The organism is Thiofractor thiocamini (assembly GCF_055384375.1).
The window spans coordinates 1,536,600-1,554,304 of sequence record NZ_AP042389.1 but is presented as its reverse complement, the minus strand read 5'-3'; the positions used below and the strand labels follow the sequence as shown (position 1 = coordinate 1,554,304).

Genomic DNA, 17,705 nt, shown 5'->3' with positions numbered 1-17,705 from the left:
GAATGCACTCTATATCTGCAAGCGAATTAAAACAAAACAGTTCAAAGCTTCAAGATGCGCTTAGAGATGATTTGCTTATAACAAAAAGAGATAAGCCTTTTGTTGTGGTTATTGACTATAAAAAATATACCAATTTGCAAAATAGTGAAGACAAATGGAGCTATTGGCGAGATGAAGAGTTGGATAATTTTGGAAAAATTGCCGTAGGTCTTAGCAAAAATGATTTTGATGATGAAGATGAGGATTACAGCAAATGGTAGGTCATATTTATTATATCCTTATGCCATATTCTGACTTTACCAATGCAAAAGGAAGACCGGTTTTGGTGTTTCATGCAATCGATAAAAATGATGTACTCGTTTTACCTATTACAAGCAACCTTAAAAGAGAAGGAATCGTTATAACAAATGACGATATAGATGATGGTAGTTTAAAAAAGGATTCTGTAGTTGTTATACCAAAACTTACCGCCGTGGATAAAAATTTGATAAAAAATTCAAGATTTATCGCCTCTTTAAAAGATGAGAGTTTCAATCAAATAAAAAAATATCTTTGCTTGAGTTTGAATTGTGGAATTTGAAATACTAACTCTCTTTTTACTTTTTTTAGCCGGTTTTGGCGCCGGCTTTATCGACTCTATCGCCGGAGGTGGAGGGATCATCACACTTCCTGCTCTTTTGGCTGCCGGGATACCGCCTCATATGGCTTTGGGTACCAATAAACTTCAAAGCAGTTTTGGAAGCTTTACCGCTACTGTAAATTATGCAAAAAGAGGTTTGTATGAGCCTAAAAAAGTTTTGGAGGGAGTATTTTTTACTTTTGTGGGTGCGGCTTTGGGTTCTTATGTGGTGCGGTTCTTTTCGGCGGATTTTTTGGTCAATTTTATCATTTTTATGCTGATCGTACTTTTCTTTTTTACACTGTTTAACAAAAACTTGGGATTTGAAGCCAAAGCACACAGGCTAAAACCTTTTCTTTTTTATATGATATTTGGGCTTATTATAGGATTTTATGACGGATTTTTCGGTCCCGGTACCGGTTCGTTTTGGACGATAGCACTTGTAATTCTTCTTGGGCTAGACTTGAAAGCTGCAACTGCGCAAACAAAAATCTTTAACTTTACAAGCAATATAGTTTCTTTAACCATTTTTACTATTTCAGGTTTTGTTCTGCTTAAAGTCGGTATCATTATGGGAATGGGGCAAATCATAGGAGCTTACAGCGGCTCTACTATGGTAGCAAAGAAAGAGATAAAATTTGTAAGGTATGTCTTTCTTTTTGTTGTGGCGGCAACTATATTGAAGCTAGCGTATGATAAGTGGTAAGGAGAAGAAATGGAATATAGATATATAGGAAAAACAGGTCTTAGAGTATCTCCTATCTGTTTGGGAACTATGACTTTTGGGTCAAGTGCGGATAAAAAAGAGTCTTTTAGGATAATGGACAAAGCTTACGCAGAAGGTATAAACTTTTTTGATACCGCCGAACTTTATCCCGTGCCTCCAAAAGAGTCCTGGTCGGGAGATACCGAAGAGATAGTAGGGGATTGGCTAAAGACCAAACAAAGAGACTCGGTGATCATAGCTTCAAAAGTAGCTGGAGCGGCAAATGGATGGTTCGTACCACCTATAAGACATGGATTGACTGCAATAGATAGGTTTCACATAAAAAGAGCGGTCGAGGGGAGTCTGAAAAGGTTAAAAACCGACTATATAGACTTGTATCAAGTTCATTGGCCTGACCAACTTGTACCCATAGAAGAGGCTTTGGAAGTTTTCGATGAACTTATCAAGGAGGGAAAGATAAGGTATATAGGTACATCAAACGATACCGCTTACGGACTTACAAAAGCAAATGAGGTAGCAAAGTGTAAAGGTTACAAAAGATTTGAATCGATTCAAAACAATTTCTCACTTTTAAACAGGAGATTTTTAGACTCTATTGCGGAAGTTTGCAAAAAAGAGCAAATCTCACTTTTGCCTTACTCGCCTTTGGCAGGAGGTGTGCTAAGCGGCAAATACAATCAGGAGTACATTGACCCAGGCGCAAGATTTGCATGGTATATGAACGAGGGCAATCCAAGACTTGTTTCACAGGTTAAAAGGTTCGTCAACGACAAATCACTCGAATCAACCAAACTCTATCTTGAAATAGCTAAAAAATACCAACTCTCACCCGTGACTTTGGCGATAGCCTGGAGTAAACAGTTTGATTTTGTGGCTTCAACCATCATAGGAGCCAGAAAACTTGAACAGTTGGACGAAAGTCTTGCTGCCATGGATCTGGTTTTAAGCAAAGATATACTAAAAGAGTGTGATGAGGTACATCAAAAGATACTCTATCCTATGGGATGACAAATCAGCCGGGATTCAAGCTAAAAGCCGCCTCCCGGGTGCATGAACATTCCAAATGTTCCTCCAAAAACCAAACCAAAAAGCATAAATACAAACCATATGATAAAAAGTGCCGGTATGGATGCAAGTGCAAATTTGACTATAAAAACAACCATATCCCAAAAAGGTATATTTATACCGCTTATGATAACTTTTGTATCTTTCTCTTCCATTTTAAACTCCTAATATTTAAAGTGTCTTATCTATGGTTAGACACTTAATAATTGCCTTTGGCAAAATTTGATGCTCTATATCTTTTATCTTTTTTGTAAAACTTTCAAGTGTTTCATTATCCTCTTTTTTACAACACTCCTGTAAAACTATCTTTCCGCCGTCAAGTTCACTGCTTACATAGTGTACGCTGACTCCACCGACCTTCATATCCGAATAAAAACTTTTCTCTATGGCATTTGTCCCTTTAAAAAGAGGCAGCAACGAGGGATGGAGATTTATGGATTTTATGTTATCGGTAAAAAGAGGGGTCAGTATCCTCATAAATCCCGCCAAAACCGTCAAGTCAGGATCGTATGATTGTATGGCTTTTACCAACTCTTTATCGAACTCTTCGCGGGAGTTGAAATCTTTGTGTTCTATGAGGGTTAGAGGTATATCATAATCCTTGCATATTTTGATACCGTTGGCTTCTTTTTTATTGCAAATGGCTCCTGAAACTTTGTATAAAGTTCCATTTATCTCTTTTTTATGTAGCGTGTCTATGATATTTTTTAGATTTGTTCCCTCTCCGCTAAAAAGAACCGTTATCTTTTTTAGAGACATTTTATACCTTCGATAAGGTCGTTTGGAGTTAGAGAGTAGTTTGCTTTTTTGTATCTTTTTGCCGCAAAAGAGTGGGCTAAAGATGCACTTACGGCGGCGTCCAAAGGAGTATATCCTTGGGCTAAAAGAGAGGCTATCATCCCTGTCAATACATCTCCGCTACCGCCCTTTGAAAGTGAATTTGTACCAAAAGTATTGATATAAACTTCTCCGTTTTGTGCTATGAGAGTATTGCTGCCTTTTAAGAGTAGTACTATATCTTTATATCTTTTGGTAAATTTTCTAACAAGTGCAAATCGATCCTGCTGGATCTCTTTGGCAGTTATATTCCCAAGCCCACAGATTCTTAAAAGTATGGAAAACTCTTTTGGGTGTGGGGTTAGGACTATGTTTGAGCGTTTTTCTAAAAAAGATAGGATAATTTTACTTTTTAGTATATCTGCATCAAGCACAAGGGGTATATCATCTTTTTGCAAAATATCTTCTATCAATTCTTGTGTAAATTTTTCTCCAAGTCCCATTCCAAGAGCTATGGAAGTTGTATTTTGAGGTATCTGTTTTGCAAGCATGATTTCATCGGGTAGTTTGACGGCTTTTTTGGAGTAAACACTGCATAAGCCGCTTCCAAAAGCAAAAGAAGCTTTAGCTGCTATCATGCAGGCTCCCTTTTTTTCTCCAAGTATCATCAAAGAGTGTCCAAAATCGCCCTTGTTGGTACTTTTTTTGTTTCTATAAGGAAGTTTCATATCCTTTTTTTCAAGAAGATAAGTAGAATTTAGTGAGTAGTGAGTAGTGAGTAGTGAGTGGTTATTTTCATAGGTATACCTACTTACTCCAAGGTCGGCTACTTTTATCTTGCCTACAAAATCTTTTGCGTTGTCGTTAAATAAAGGGGTTTTGTATGCTCCCATGCTTACTGTCAAATCAGCTATGAAAGCTACTGGATTGGGATTGCCTTTTGTATCTATACCGGTTGGTATGTCGCAAGCAATTTTGTAGGATTTTAGTTGATTTATCTCTTTTATAATTTGTATCACTTCACTGCTTAACGGTTTGTTCAGTCCTGATCCAAAAAGAGCGTCCACTATCACATCTGCTTCTTTTATCTCATCTACCGTTGAAACTCCTACTTTTTTTGCTCTTTCAAGCTGGATTTTACACATCTTGGAGTTTGCGCGAAGAGGAAGATACAAAAAAACTTTAAAATCACCCTGAAGTATCCTTGCGAGAGTGACGCCATCCGCACCGTTGTTGCCGGGACCTGAAACTATAAAAATCAAACTTTCTTTTTTAAATCTTTTATGAATTTCCCTACTTAATGCCTGGGCGGCATTTTCCATAAGGATATCCTCATTCAATCCAAATTCATCATAACATCTTTGATCCAAAGAGTAAACTTCATCAAAAACTTTTTGCATTGAATATCCTTAATGTGACAAGTTGCAAAATTATACCATTTTTTGCAAAAGTTGAGTTAAAATAATATTGAGAATGGTATAATATAAAAAATAAAATTTTAGGTAATATATATGGAAAGAATTTTGCAATTTATATCTGTTGTAACTTTTTTAATACCTCTGTTTTCCTCTTTTTTAACTTTATTCTACTCTTTTGTGATAAAGAAAAAAAGTTATAAAATTTCCATATTTTTTGCATATTTGACTCTTTTTAGCTCATTTGTACTGACGGTTATATTTTTTATCTCAAATATCAGACATTTTAGAGTATTTGAAAATTCTATATTTTATATGAGTATAACATCGCTTAGTATCATAGTTTTACTTTTTGTTTCTCTGGTTTCCCTGGTTATACATTTGTATTCGATAAAGTATATGTTTGATGATGAAGGGTATATAAGGTATTTTGTTTTGCTGGATTTGATGATATGGGTTATATTTGGTTTGGTGATAAGCGGAAACATCATCTTTATGCTTGGTTTTTGGCATATGATGGGTGTTGTGCTATATTTTCTTCTTGTGCATAACTACAAAAGAAGACAGACATGTAAGTACGGATACTATACCCTTTTTACCCATATGCTCTCGGATATACCTTTTCTTTTTGCCGCTTACTTGATATACGCGTACTATGATACAACGAATCTGGATACATTTTTATCGATCGTATCAAACAGGATAACCGTTCATGTATTGTTCTTTGATATCACCATTTCTTCCGTGATAGCATTTTTGATAATGCTAAGTGCTATCATAAAATCTGCACAATTCCCGTTTCATATATGGTTGCCTTTTACCCTGGAAGGACCAAATCCCGTTTCAGCTCTTATGCATGCGGGCATAGTAAATGCCGGTGCTTTTTTGGCCAACAGGTTCGCGCCTTTGTTCGTTTTTGGTGAAAGTGCTTTGCATCTTGCTCTTATAGCAGGATTTATAACCGCTGTTTTGGGATCGTTGCTAATGCTTGTACAAAATGATATCAAAAAAGCTTTGGCATATTCGACGGTTGGACAAATGGGTTACATGATGCTTGAGATAGGAAGTGGCGCATTTGCTTTGGCGATATATCATATGATGGTACATGGTATTTTTAAAGCATCACTCTTTTTAGGCTCGGGCGGTGTTATAGGTGAAGCCAGGGAAAGTAACAATATCAGCAACAAGAGTATATTTGATTTTTATTTTAAAGACCCCAAAGAGCATCTGCCTTCTAAGATATCATTTTTTATGATCGTTCTTGTGGCACCGGCGACTTTGGCTTATAGCATTTTTTATATCTTCAATGCTTTTAACTATCAAAGTGGGACACTGTTCTTCTTCTTCGCGTGGGCTTCAGGTGTGCAGGCGGTTTATGCTCTATATCATAACTCTAAAAACTTCAAGAGATTTCTTTTTTTTACAACGATTTTGTATATCACGGCTTTGATATGGTATCTTTTGGCAGAGCATTTTTTCAATATTTTACTTTTTACAAATACCGGACTTTTAAAAGAATTATACATGAAAGCTCAAATACCAAACGCCGTTTTTTACACGATGGGTGGAATCATTCTTTCGGTATATATGATAAGTTGGATTTTTACATATTGTAAGATAGGTAAAAACTGTACAGATATGAAGTATTTTATCAAAGTATATAATTTTTTCTATAGAATCTTGGTAAGAGATTTGTATATACTGGATTTCGCGACAAAATATTCTAAAAAAACGGTTGATCTCTCTTTGGCGATCAATAAAAAATTAAAATATTAGGAAAATATTTTGGAAATTTTAATATCGGTTTTAACACTTTTTATCCTTCCTCTTTTCCCGATTTCTATCTTGGTAAATAAATTTATCTTTAAATTGGAAGCCAAAAAACAGATCATTCTTGTCTTCTTGTTTTTTGCATCTGGTATATTTTTGCTTGAAAAAATCCCACATATCAAAGATAATCATTTAGTGGTATTAGTATCACTTTTAAGTGCAGCTTTTTATACTTTTAGACTACTTAGTGTCGAGAGTGTATCAAGATATCTTCTTTTTCTTTATGTCATACTTTCGTCATTTGCCTGGCTTTGCAAAAGTATAGGTCTTGGTATGACAATATATTTGTTCCTTTTTATGCCGGCTTTTATCGTTTTTATGGCTATGGTATGGTTTTTGGTAAATCGCTTTGGTGTCGTTCATGACAAGATCATATCAGGACTTGGGTCTGTGATGCCAAAGTTCTCTTTACTTTTTGTATCGGCACTTTTTCTTATACAAAATATCCCTGTGATGATAATCATGGAACTGTTCAAAAAGCAAGTAGCAGGGACATGGTATATTGTGATCATTGTATTGGCGGTTATATGGATATTTGTTAATTGGGCTGGGGTAAGGCTTATCGAACAAATCATCTTTTTAAAACCTGTAAGAAGGTTCAGATATAAGGATATATCTTTTGTACAAGTTGTTTTGGCAAGCATGGTTTTAGTTTTTGAGATAGTTTATACGATATATTTTTTAGGGAGGAATGCTGTATGATCTTGCCTGATAAAGATATACTCTATATAGGATCTATCATAGAAAATGCTGTAGATAAATTTCACAATTTTTGGCCAATGACAGGTTTCATTCATCACAATCCACTGCATGGATTTGAGCATCTGCCGTTTGAACAGGCTGTGAAAGAGGCTGAAGATATCTTTCATTCAAGAAGGTTTTTCTCAAGACAAAAATATCAAAACTATTTGCAAGAGGGAAAGATATATAAAGAAGATTTAAAAGATGAGATAGAGTGCTTTTGCAAAGATAATGATTTTTACCATGAAAATATAGTAGAGTTACTTCTTAAATTAAGTACCGAGACGAATAAGTTGTATATATACGATGAAGCAAATATATCGAATGACAATGAAGAGCTTGCTGCAATATATCAAGATATTTTATCACATAAGAGCGAAAAAAATATATATAGAAAATCAGAAAAACTTTTAAAAAGTTGGACAATATGTGATGGTGTAGATGCACTGTTTGGGACAAACCTCAGTGAAATACTCAACGAAAAAACAAGCAAGATCCTTATGCGTTTTTTGGATGAAGGGCAGGCATCTTTGCAGCTTCCTTATAAAGAAAAAGGTATGTTCTATGCTTGGAAGCACTCTGTAATGCTAGATCAACTTTTCTTCGAAAAAGATGAACCTCTTTGTAGACTGCTTGAAAAAAGCAGCATGGCAGAAGATATCATATATACCGTGGTAAACAAACTTCGTATCCCAAAAAGTGCATGGGAATCATACTTTACGCTTGAATTTTCCAAGCAGCACGGTTGGACGGGTTTTCTAAGGTGGAGATCCAAAAACAGTGGATATAAATTTCAAAAAATTGCCCCTGCGTATCTGGAGGATCTTTTGGCTATCAAGCTATACTATACATATATGCTTTTAAAGCCTATACAAAAGAAGTACGATTTTACTGTCGACTATGAAACACTCAATTCATTTTTACACCAGCCAGAAGGTGTGATGAGAGTTTTGTACTACTCAAAGAAGATGCTAAAACAATACGTCATGCCATTCCAAGAGTGGCTAAGAAACGGCAGCAAAGATGAAGTTTTAAAGCTTTATGAGAGATATGTAAAAGATGAAATGAGGCATGAAAGCAAATGTGAAGCAGAATTTATCTACAAACTACTTGAAGATGAACCAAAAAATAAAAAAGATTTTTTTGCAAACTACTCTCATGATAAACTTCTTAAAATCATAAAACAATACGAGGAAAACGAGGGATTTTTATGGCTTGGAGCTATGGAAAAAAGATACATCGCAGAGTTGATGTATAAAAGTTCTATGGGGTTTGAGCATAAGAAAGAGATATCCAAAAAAGCACAACTCTTTTTTTGCATAGATGTAAGATCAGAGAGTATAAGAAGAGCCATAGAGACTACAGGAGAGTATGAAACCTACGGGATAGCCGGGTTTTTTGGAGTTCCTCTGAAATTTATGGATATCAAAAATAAAACAGAATCCAACCTTTGCCCCGCTATCATAAAACCTAAAAATATAGTGTATAAATTTGAAGAAAATGACAAGAGCAATTCAAAAGAGTTGATGAGAATTCTAAAGCATATATACCATGGCTTAAAAAGCGGAGTATTGTCTCCTTATATAGCGGTTGAAACCATAGGTATACTCTTTGGATTTGATTTTTTTGGAAAAACCATATGGCCCCGAAGCTATATGCCTTTTAGAAAAAAGGTTATAAATAAAGCGTATAAAGAAAAGTGGGTCATAGACAAATATCCAAAGTCATTTATCCTAGATCAGATCAAAGCATTGCAGATAAACATAATAAAAGAAGTCTTGAAAGAAAAATATAAAATAAATTCGCAAAATTTTGATCTGGAGATTGAAGAGATAAGACAAAATGCCATAGCAAAAAACTTTTCCTGTGCTTACGAAGCGGGCAATAACGAACCTCAAACCGGCTTTGGCAAGAGTTTTGGACTTATGCACTTTGAGGAGATGGAACTTATAGATCTTTTAAAAGATAAATACCGCATTTCAAGCAGTGATATGCATTTGCAGATAGAGAAAATGAATCAGGTGGGTTTCACTTTCAAAGAGCAGCTTTTTTATGCAAAGAATGCACTCAAAATCGTAGGTTTGGATGATGATTATGCAAAATTCGTCATATTTTTGGGACACAAAAGCGAATCACAAAACAATCCTTATGAATCAGCACTTGACTGTGGGGCATGTGGAGGTAAAAGCAGTGATGTAAATGCAAAAGTGCTTGCGTATATACTAAACAAAAAAGAGATAAAAGAGGCTTTAAGAAACGAAGGTGTCAATATCCCCAAGGAGACTTTTTTTCTAAGCGGTGTTCATAATACCGTAACTGATGAAATAACCTTGGATAAAGAAAATGTAGAAGAAAAATATATGGATGATTTGATGTCTATGGAGAACGACTTGAAAAGAGCCGAAAAGATCTCTGCATATGAAAGAAGTAAAAAACTCCCTTTTTTAAATGAACTTTCCAAAGAAAATGCACTAAAACAGATAAAGCAAAACAAAAATGACTGGTCACAGCCAAGACCGGAATGGGGACTTTCAAATAATAACTCGTTTTTTATAGGCAAAAGGGAATTGTCTAAAAATATCATGTTGTACAATAGAGCGTTTTTACACTCGTATGACTATAAAAAAGACCCCACAGGCAGCTTTTTGGAAATCATACTTTCCGGTGCTCTGGTAGTTGCGGAATGGATCAATATGGAGCATTTTTTTTCAAGCATAGATAACTCGGCATTTGGAAGTGAAAGCAAAGTATATCACAATGTCGTGGGCAAATTCGGGGTTATAAGCGGCAATTTAAGTGACCTTAGAACCGGATTGGCTGCACAAAGCGTATATCTTGAAGGCAAACCATATCATGAACCCGTAAGACTTATAACATTTCTTGAAGCCCCTTTTAAACAGTATAAAAAAGTGATAGATAAGATACATAAAGTTTCACAACTAGTTTATAACGGTTGGATCAGAATGGTATTTGTCGACGAAAGGGAAAGATCTTTTTACTATTACTGTTATAAAAAAGGTGCATGGAAAGAGGTTTCGTTTGAAAATGCAAAAAAAGGAGAATGTATAGATGAAATTGGTACAAATGAAAAAGATAGAGATCATAACAAACGGTGAGCACTTGCCGCATATAAAAAGATTGATGGAAAAGGTGGATATAAAAGGTTATACCATATATCACAATTTAGAGGGTCGGGGAGATCACGGTTATCATGAGGGGCAGCTTTTGTTCAATGAAGATGATGCGCTTGTTATGTTTATGACGGTGGTAGATCAGGAAAAAGCAAATTCATTGGCTGAAGGTTTGGAGCCTTTTTTTAAAAATAATTCCGGACTGATGCTTGTCAGTGATACTCATATAGCAAAGTATTGAAAAGGTTATCTTTTTCTATAACTTAAAGCTTCAAGAAGATGAGATTTTTTTATAAGGTCGGATTCTTCCATATCCGCAATGGTTCTTGCGATTTTTAAGACTTTGTTGATGCCTCTTTGAGTCAGGGCAAATCTTGCAATGGCACTGTTTAAAACCGGTTTTGCATCACTATCAAGTATACAAAACTTTTCTATATCTTTTTCATCCATTTTACCGTTTAACTCTTTTTGTCCTCTTGCAAGCTGAAACCTAAAAGCTTTTTTAACTATTTGAAACATCTCTTTGGAAGTTATATCGGACTTATCTTCGCTTGTAACTTCATCCATTTGAACATAGATATCTATCCTGTCAAGCAGGGGTTCGGAGAGTCTGTTTTTATATCTTTGGATTTCAAGTTCCGTGCATCTGCACTCTTTTTTGGAGCTTAAAAGATTGCCGCATGGACAGGGATTTTGAGCCGCTACAAATAAAAACTTCGTATGATACTCTACTTTTGAATTTACTCTTGAGATGAGTACTTTATGATCTTCAAGCGGTTCTCTTAAACTCTCAAGAACACTCTTTTGAAAATGGGGAAATTCATCGAAAAACAAAATTCCATTGTTAGCAAGTGCAACTTCTCCCATCATAGCCTTTGCACTTCCTCCTCCAAATATACTAGGACGACTTGATGTATGGTGGGGAGAGCGCATATTGCGAATCGGTTTGAAAGTTATATCCTCTTCATTTATGGAGCTAAGTCTTGCATTTTCAAGGACTTCTTCCAGGCTCATCGGGGGAAGTATGTATCTAAGTCTTTTAGCACACATACTTTTGCCACACCCCGGGCTTCCTTCAAAGAGTATGTTGTGCATACCGCAGGCTGCGATAAGCGAAGCTCTTTTGGCAACTCTTTGACCTTTTACATCTTTGAAATCAAGTGGAAACTCATCTAAAAAATAGTACTTTTTACCCTTTATCTCAAAAAAATCAAACTCTATATCTTTTGGTTTTGAAAAACTTTTTTCTTTGGACTTGAAAAAATCGATAGCTTCTTCAAGATTGTCACAAGTTGCTATCTCTATACCAGGTATCTTGGAAATTTTTTCAAAACTCTCTTTTGGTATCAACACTTTTTTGATTTTTTTCTGTTTGGCTAAAGACAAGATGACAGGAAAAAGCAAAGTAGTATCTTTTATCTTGCCGTTTAGTCCCAATTCGCCAAATACAAAAATATCCCCAAACTCCACACTCTCATTTTGCAAAGCAATAGAAAGCGCAAAACTAAGATCAAAATGGCTACCCTCCTTTTTCAAGTCTGAAGGTGAAAGATTTATGGTTATCTTTTGGGGAGGGAATTTGTATTTTAGGGCTAAGAGTGCCGATTTTACTCTGTCTCTGGATTCCTGGATGGAAGTATTTGCAAGACCTACTATGCTAAAACCGGGAAGTGCTCTAACGAAACTACTTTCTACTTCGACTACTCTTGCCTCGCTTATATCCAAAGTGGCGCATTTGATAAGTTTCACAGTTTTTTAGCTCTTTTTCTTTTCTTCCACTCTTTTTCAAATTTTTTTCTTTTTAAGTATGAGAGTTTTTCTATGAAAAGATGACCTTTTAAGTGATCCATCTCATGTTGAAAAGCAACCGCCAAAAGTCCGTCACATTCCCTTGTGATCTTATTGCCGTGTCTATCGAAGTATTCGACTTCTATCCACTCGGCTCTTTCAACTTCATCGTAGTATTCGGGTACACTCAAGCAGCCTTCCTGGTAAACGATAGAGCCTTTTTTGTTTATGATTTTGGGGTTTATAACTTCTATGAGATTTTCTTTGCTTTGTTCATCATTTTCATCGGGTAAAAGTATCAAAAGGGCATTAAGAGGTACAGCAACCTGTATGGCAGCCAGTCCTATGCCGTTTTTTGCCATCATGGTCTCATACATGTCATCAAGCAGAGAATGGAGGTTTTCATCAAATTCTTCTATATCTTTGGATGCCATCTTCAGTCTTTTATCAGGATATGTTATAATCTCTCTAGTCATCTTAACCTCTGTATGTTTTATAGTTTTTTACAAATTTTATATATATCTTTATCTTTGCCGCTTTTTTGCATTGCTTCCAAAGCGCAGTTGATGCTTTCTTCAATTTCTGTATCTTTGTTGATAGGGGCAACGCCTATGCCCACATCTATGTCTATCTCCATGTCATTTAGTATGATATTTGCATTGGTTAACATTTCAAACATTCTTTCACATGCCTTTTTTGTACTCTTTATATCGGTATGTCTTAAAAGCATGATAAAACTGTTTTCGCCGAAGTAGGATATGATATCGTTTCTTCTTGAAGTCTTCAAAAGCATCTTGGCTATGATCCTAAGAAGAAAGATCTTGTCTTTTGCGTAAGGGAGTTTTTTAAGAACGCTATCTTTTATCTGAATGGTAACGATAGTGCTTTCATAATTGAATTTCTTTATCTTCTGCCTCTCTTTTTTTGCCTGCTCTATAAAATACCTTTTGTTGTAAACTCCAAATCTCGTATCAAAAATCGTACTGTTTTCTATGCTTTTGAAAGTTTCTCCCGCCTTTTGATACTTTTCTTGAAGAATTTCAAGCTGTTTGTCCATGCTGGATACGAACTGATTTATCTTGGTATTGAAGTTTGCCGCACTGTTTTTTATGATGAGAGGGTTTTCGTTGGCTTCAAGTTCTTTTTGGGCTTCCAGGCTTATCTGTTTTATGAGTTTTATATTTTTATAAATCGCGTTAACTACTTTGATGATGCTGTTTATACCTATAAATATCTCTTTTACATCTTTTTCTATCTCTACCCTGTTTTCACTGTAATTGTTTTCTTCAAATTCTAAAAGTTCTTGTATCTTCTTTTGAAAATCTATACTTTTTTCGTCTAAAAGTTTTTCAAAGTATATCCTGTAATTATCCGGAGTCGGAGGTATGGAGTCTTCGATAAGTTTTTTAAGAACCAGTATGGCAAATCGTTCTACTTCGTTCGCCGATGAACTGATATCGAACTTGATCGAAACTTTGGAGTGAGCTCTTGACTCTACTTTTTTAGGTTCTATATCTTTTGTTTGTTTTACCACCCTTTTGCTTAGTAGAGCCACTAACTCCTCCTTTTTTCAGTTTATTTTATGTTTTTATCCAAAACTTTATCTATAAGTCCATACTCTTTTGCTTCGCTTGAACTCATAAAAAAGTCTCTTTCAGTATCTTTTTCTATCTTTTTTAGAGTTTGTCCCGTATTGCTTGAAAGGATTTTATTGAGTATGCCTTTTAGTCTTAGTATCTCTTTGGCTTGGATCTCTATATCGGTTGCTTGACCCTGAGCACCGCCTAAAGGCTGATGTATCATGATCCTTGCATTTGGGAGGGCAAATCTTTTGCCTTTTTCACCACAGCTTAGCAAAAATGCCCCCATGGATGCAGCCTGACCTATACAGATGGTACAAATATCAGGTTTTATATAATTCATAGTGTCATATATGCTAAAACCACTGGTTATAACTCCCCCCGGAGAATTTATATATAGATATATATCTTTTTCAGGATCTTCGGCTTCTAAAAAAAGAAGCTGGGCTACTATGGAAGAAGCGACTTGATCGTTGATCTCGCCGCTTAGCATGATAATCCTGTCTTTTAATAGTCTGGAGTAGATATCATAGCTTCTCTCACCCCTGCCTGTTTTTTCTACAACATAAGGTATGTAACTCATCTATTTCTCTTGCTCATCTAATTTTAAAAGATTTGAAAAGAGTTTGTCTTCTACCATTGCCATTTTGATTGCCGGTAGTAGTCCTTGTTTTTGATAGTATTCAAGATATTTTTTAGGATCCTGACCTTGTTGCATCGCTTCATAGTAGATGGCTTGGACTACTTCATTGTCATCAACTTTTATATCTTTTTCTTTGGCTAGTTCATCGACTATGAAAGTCAGTTTTACGCTCTCTTTTGCCTCATCTTCGAACTCTTTTCTTAGGCTTTCGACTTTATCAGGATTTTCCTGAAGCTCTTTTATCTCATCTTCGCTTTTGTTTTGCAAAGAGTTTCTGAAGCTTATATCGATCTCCTGGTCAACTACGGTTTTTGGAAGATCAAAATCGATCTTTTCTATGAGAGCTTCCGTAAACTTCGGTTTAAGTTCGTCAAGATAGAGCTTGTTAAGCTTTTCTCTTTTTATCTGTTTTTTGATACTTTTTTCCAAATCCTCTTGTGTAGGATGCTCGATATCAGGTAAAAATCTCTTTAAAAGCTCCTCATCGGTTATGTTTGGAAGTACTCTTTCTTGGATCTTTTTAAGAGTTACTTTGAACATCGCATCTTTTCCCGCAAGATCTGCTGATCCGTACTCTTTTGGAAAAGTGACGTTTATCTCTTTGGTTTCACCTTTTTTCATACCAACAAGCGCATCTTCAAAACCCGGTATAAAACTTCCGCTTCCGATCTCCAAAGCATAATCCTCTGCCTTCCCGCCTTCAAAAGCTGTGCCATCAACAAAGCCTTCGAAGTCTATGACAGCTATATCTCCCTCTTTCAACTCTCTGTTATCTTCTACGTCTTTTATCTTGGAAGCTGCTTTTAAAAGTTCGTTTATTCTTTGTTCTATCTCTTTTTTTGTGACCCTTGGGGTTTTTATCTCGGGAATACACTCTTCAACTTTTGCAGTATCTACCTTCGGTCTAAAAGAGATCTCAAACTCCAACTCAATGCTGCCGTCATCATTTTTTTCATATTTGGTGACTTTGGGCTCACCCATAAGATTGCTTTGATCTTCACCTAACTCTTTGACCGCATTTTTTAGCAACTCTTGAAATATCTGTGCAATGCTATCTTGCTCAATATTGTCTTTATATAGCTTTTTCACTACCGTTGCGGGAGCTTTACCTTTTCTAAAACCGTCGATTTTTACATCTTTAGCAATTTTTTTTGCTATCTTGTTCTCTTGAGTTTCCACTTTTTCTTTTGAAACCTTGGCTTCAACTTTCGCGTTTGCCTGGTCAACTTTTTGTGCATTAATTTCCATCTAATTCCTTTTTGTTGTAAATAGTATCTGATAATATACCAAAATTTTGCTTTTTTATCATTTAAAAAGCAAAAATGAGCTATGCTTAAATTAATTTTTTTAGGAATTGTACTTATGGATAATCAAATAAAGTTTGAAAAATTGGTCAAGACCATGCTTGAGATCATAGGGGAAGATCCAGGTAGAGAAGGACTTAAAAAAACACCCCAGAGAGTCTATAAAGCCTTCGAGTATATGACCAAAGGATACACCCAAGATCCGAAAGAGGTTTTAAATCAGGCGCTTTTTGAAAGTTCCAACAATGAGATGGTCATAGTAAGGGATATAGAGTTTTACTCATTGTGTGAACATCATCTTCTGCCTATTATCGGAAGAGCCCATGTGGCATATATCCCAAACGGAAAAGTAGTAGGACTTTCAAAGATTCCGAGACTTGTTGAAGTTTATGCAAGAAGACTTCAGATACAAGAACAACTGACAGAACAAATCGCAGAAGCCATAAGTGATGTCATAGAGCCAAAAGGAGTAGGAGTCGTTTTACAGGCGCGTCATATGTGTATGGAGATGAGAGGTGTCCAAAAGGCATACAGTTCGACAACTACTTCGGCACTTAGAGGGATATTTTTAAAAGATAAAACAAGAAAAGAGTTTTTTGATATCATAAACGCACCTCAGACAAACAGATTTTAAATGGAGAATTGAGAATTGAGAATTGAGAATTTCACTTTATGTTTCCTGATTTATGAAATAAGGGATTGTTAAGTGAAAAGCATTGTTTCCAAATTAAAAGCAAATGATTTGTCACCTCTTTTTGGACTTATAACAAAAGTAAGCTCCACTATCATCGAAGTTCAGGGATTGAGCCCTAGCATAGGAGATATAGTAAAGCTTGTAAAAAGAGATGACGGAAGCAGTGAACTTGGAATGGTGACTGAAATAAGAGGGGAAAAGTTTTTCGTATCACCTTTTGGTTTTATAGAGGGTTTCAAGATAGGTGACAAAGTTTTTATCAATGAAAGTGGACTTAGCATCCCCGTCGGAGAAAAGCTTCTTGGAAGAGTAGTAGATCCTTTTATGAGACCAAAAGACGGGAAAGGGGAGATAAAAGCCCAAAAATTCACTCCTATCATGAAACCTCCCATTGAAGCTATGAAAAGGGGTATGATAGACAAGATTTTCCCTGTGGGAGTAAAGAGCATAGACGGACTTTTAACTTGCGGAAAAGGCCAAAAGATGGGTATCTTCGCCGGTAGCGGTGTAGGAAAGTCTACACTTATGGGGATGATAGTAAAAGGCAGCCAGGCACCCATAAAAATTATAGCCCTTATAGGGGAAAGAGGTAGGGAAGTTCCTGAATTTATACAAAAAAATTTAGGAAATGATTTAAGCGATACCGTTATCATAGTTGCTACAAGTGATGATTCATCTTTGATGAGAAAATATGGGGCTTTTGCTGCTATGAGTGTGGCAGAATATTTTAAAGATACAGGCAGAGATGTACTTTTTATGATGGATTCAGTTACAAGATTTGCAATGGCTCAAAGAGAGATAGGCTTAGCTTTAGGCGAGCCTCCAACTTCAAAAGGATATCCTCCTTCCGTTCTTTCGCTTTTGCCCCAACTTATGGAAAGAGCGGGAAAAGAGGAGGGTAAAGGATCGATTACGGCATTTTTTACCGTTTTAGTCGAGGGTGATGATCTTAGTGATCCTATAGCAGATCAAAGTAGGAGTATTCTTGACGGGCATATAGTACTAAGTAGAGAAATGACGGATTTTGGCATATATCCTCCTATAGATATACTAAAAAGTGCTTCTAGGGTGATGGGTGATATAGTGGATGAGAGGCACAAGTTTGCTGCTATCACGTTTAAGAAGCTATATTCTCTTTTAAAAGAGAATGAAGTTTTGATAAGGATAGGAGCGTATCAAAAAGGAACGGATAAGGAGCTTGACTTTGCTATCGATAAAAAAAGAAGTATGGAAGAGTTCTTAAAACAGTCCCCAAGTGAACATATTGATTTTGAGCAAATGATAGGGCTGCTTGGAAGTATCGTTGAAAGAAGAAGCAGTGAGAGGGATTAAGCGATATTTAATATGAAGTATCGTAATATTCTCAAGTTAATTAGGACAAATTTTATCTT

18 protein-coding genes are annotated in these 17,705 nt (G+C 35.8%); 10 read left to right on the top strand and 8 right to left on the bottom strand.

Annotated features, from left to right (window positions below; genetic code table 11):
• The first annotated feature begins 2 nt into the window (after positions 1–2).
• The 4 genes from ACZ47B_RS07905 to ACZ47B_RS07890 are packed head-to-tail and all read left to right on the top strand — an operon-like array spanning position 3 to position 2,354.
• Positions 3–260, top strand: a complete 258-nt coding sequence (locus tag ACZ47B_RS07905) for a type II toxin-antitoxin system Phd/YefM family antitoxin (RefSeq protein WP_464894003.1) — start codon at positions 3–5, stop codon at positions 258–260.
• Positions 254–580 (top strand): type II toxin-antitoxin system PemK/MazF family toxin, encoded by a 327-nt coding sequence (locus tag ACZ47B_RS07900; protein ID WP_464894002.1) that lies wholly within the window; start codon positions 254–256, stop codon positions 578–580. Before ACZ47B_RS07905 ends, ACZ47B_RS07900 begins: the two co-directional genes overlap by 7 nt.
• Complete coding sequence (locus tag ACZ47B_RS07895; RefSeq protein WP_464894001.1) at positions 570–1,325, top strand: TSUP family transporter; 756 nt, start codon at positions 570–572, stop codon at positions 1,323–1,325. The genes ACZ47B_RS07900 and ACZ47B_RS07895 overlap by 11 nt, the downstream gene beginning before the upstream one ends.
• A 9-nt stretch (positions 1,326–1,334) precedes the next feature.
• Positions 1,335–2,354 (top strand): aldo/keto reductase, encoded by a 1,020-nt coding sequence (locus tag ACZ47B_RS07890; RefSeq protein WP_464894000.1) that lies wholly within the window; start codon positions 1,335–1,337, stop codon positions 2,352–2,354.
• Between the two features lie 20 nt (positions 2,355–2,374).
• On the opposite strand, the gene ACZ47B_RS07885 is transcribed toward ACZ47B_RS07890, so the two are convergent.
• From ACZ47B_RS07885 to ACZ47B_RS07875, 3 genes are read right to left on the bottom strand one after another with little or no spacing between them, the layout of a single operon-like run.
• Positions 2,375–2,566, bottom strand: a complete 192-nt coding sequence (locus ACZ47B_RS07885) for a hypothetical protein (RefSeq protein ID WP_464893999.1) — start codon at positions 2,564–2,566, stop codon at positions 2,375–2,377.
• A gap of 16 nt (positions 2,567–2,582) precedes the next feature.
• Complete coding sequence (gene purN / locus ACZ47B_RS07880) at positions 2,583–3,170, bottom strand: phosphoribosylglycinamide formyltransferase (protein ID WP_464893998.1); 588 nt, start codon at positions 3,168–3,170, stop codon at positions 2,583–2,585.
• Positions 3,161–4,588, bottom strand: a complete 1,428-nt coding sequence (locus tag ACZ47B_RS07875; protein ID WP_464893997.1) for an NAD(P)H-hydrate dehydratase — start codon at positions 4,586–4,588, stop codon at positions 3,161–3,163. Before ACZ47B_RS07875 ends, purN begins: the two co-directional genes overlap by 10 nt.
• Before the next feature lie 111 nt (positions 4,589–4,699).
• Here ACZ47B_RS07875 and ACZ47B_RS07870 point away from each other — a divergent pair, with 111 nt between their 5' ends.
• The 4 genes from ACZ47B_RS07870 to ACZ47B_RS07855 are packed head-to-tail and all read left to right on the top strand — an operon-like array spanning position 4,700 to position 10,546.
• A complete protein-coding gene (locus ACZ47B_RS07870; protein ID WP_464893996.1) occupies positions 4,700–6,379 on the top strand; it encodes a proton-conducting transporter transmembrane domain-containing protein in 1,680 nt (559 codons plus the stop codon).
• A gap of 9 nt (positions 6,380–6,388) precedes the next feature.
• Complete coding sequence (locus ACZ47B_RS07865) at positions 6,389–7,135, top strand: hypothetical protein (RefSeq protein ID WP_464893995.1); 747 nt, start codon at positions 6,389–6,391, stop codon at positions 7,133–7,135.
• Positions 7,132–10,290 (top strand): putative inorganic carbon transporter subunit DabA, encoded by a 3,159-nt coding sequence (locus ACZ47B_RS07860; RefSeq protein WP_464893994.1) that lies wholly within the window; start codon positions 7,132–7,134, stop codon positions 10,288–10,290. Before ACZ47B_RS07865 ends, ACZ47B_RS07860 begins: the two co-directional genes overlap by 4 nt.
• Positions 10,244–10,546: a P-II family nitrogen regulator gene (locus ACZ47B_RS07855; protein ID WP_464893993.1), complete on the top strand. Its 303-nt coding sequence runs from the start codon at positions 10,244–10,246 to the stop codon at positions 10,544–10,546. Before ACZ47B_RS07860 ends, ACZ47B_RS07855 begins: the two co-directional genes overlap by 47 nt.
• 5 nt (positions 10,547–10,551) lie before the next feature.
• Here ACZ47B_RS07855 and ACZ47B_RS07850 read toward each other — a convergent pair whose 3' ends face one another.
• From ACZ47B_RS07850 to tig, 5 genes are read right to left on the bottom strand one after another with little or no spacing between them, the layout of a single operon-like run.
• The gene (locus tag ACZ47B_RS07850; RefSeq protein WP_464893992.1) at positions 10,552–12,054 is read right to left on the bottom strand and encodes a YifB family Mg chelatase-like AAA ATPase; all 1,503 of its coding nucleotides are present in this window, start codon (positions 12,052–12,054) and stop codon (positions 10,552–10,554) included.
• A complete protein-coding gene (gene def / locus ACZ47B_RS07845) occupies positions 12,051–12,569 on the bottom strand; it encodes a peptide deformylase (RefSeq protein ID WP_464893991.1) in 519 nt (172 codons plus the stop codon). The genes ACZ47B_RS07850 and def overlap by 4 nt, the downstream gene beginning before the upstream one ends.
• A 17-nt stretch (positions 12,570–12,586) precedes the next feature.
• On the bottom strand, positions 12,587–13,648 hold the full coding sequence (locus ACZ47B_RS07840; RefSeq protein ID WP_464893990.1) for a GGDEF domain-containing protein: 1,062 nt from the start codon (positions 13,646–13,648) through the stop codon (positions 12,587–12,589).
• A gap of 20 nt (positions 13,649–13,668) precedes the next feature.
• Complete coding sequence (clpP, locus tag ACZ47B_RS07835) at positions 13,669–14,256, bottom strand: ATP-dependent Clp endopeptidase proteolytic subunit ClpP (RefSeq protein WP_464893989.1); 588 nt, start codon at positions 14,254–14,256, stop codon at positions 13,669–13,671.
• The gene (gene tig, locus ACZ47B_RS07830) at positions 14,257–15,564 is read right to left on the bottom strand and encodes a trigger factor (RefSeq protein WP_464893988.1); all 1,308 of its coding nucleotides are present in this window, start codon (positions 15,562–15,564) and stop codon (positions 14,257–14,259) included.
• Between the two features lie 114 nt (positions 15,565–15,678).
• On the opposite strand from tig, the gene folE reads away from it, so the two are divergent.
• Both folE and fliI read left to right on the top strand, forming a co-directional pair.
• Positions 15,679–16,254: a GTP cyclohydrolase I FolE gene (folE, locus tag ACZ47B_RS07825; protein ID WP_464893987.1), complete on the top strand. Its 576-nt coding sequence runs from the start codon at positions 15,679–15,681 to the stop codon at positions 16,252–16,254.
• A 72-nt stretch (positions 16,255–16,326) separates the two neighbouring features.
• Entirely contained in the window at positions 16,327–17,646 is a 1,320-nt protein-coding gene (gene fliI / locus ACZ47B_RS07820) for a flagellar protein export ATPase FliI (protein WP_464893986.1), read from the top strand.
• Positions 17,647–17,705: the final 59 nt, after the last annotated feature.